A 265-nucleotide genomic window follows, 5' to 3' on the forward strand; every position below is an offset into this window, starting at 1 on the left:
GAAGAGCTTTTTAGGGAGTTAACCCGTGAACTACGTTGCCCTAAGTGCCAGAACAATAATATCTCTGATTCAAATGCTGGTTTAGCCCAAGACTTACGGGAAAAGACCTATCAAATGGTGAAGTCGGGTAGTGATAAACAGCAAGTTCTAGATTATATGGTGGCGCGTTATGGCAATTTTGTTCGTTACGACCCACCACTAACACCTGCAGTACTAACGCTTTGGTTAGCTCCTATTGGCATTATTTTTATTGGCGGCTTTACGG

General features: G+C 43.0%; 1 protein-coding gene. It reads left to right on the forward strand.

Annotated elements, in window-relative coordinates; genetic code table 11:
• Positions 1-265, forward strand: a 265-nt coding sequence (locus Q4528_RS14215; protein ID WP_303522270.1) for a cytochrome c-type biogenesis protein, incomplete at both ends; no start/stop codon positions are given.

Source organism: Staphylococcus pasteuri (assembly GCF_030547725.1).
GTDB classification, from domain to species: domain Bacteria; phylum Bacillota; class Bacilli; order Staphylococcales; family Staphylococcaceae; genus Staphylococcus; species Staphylococcus pasteuri.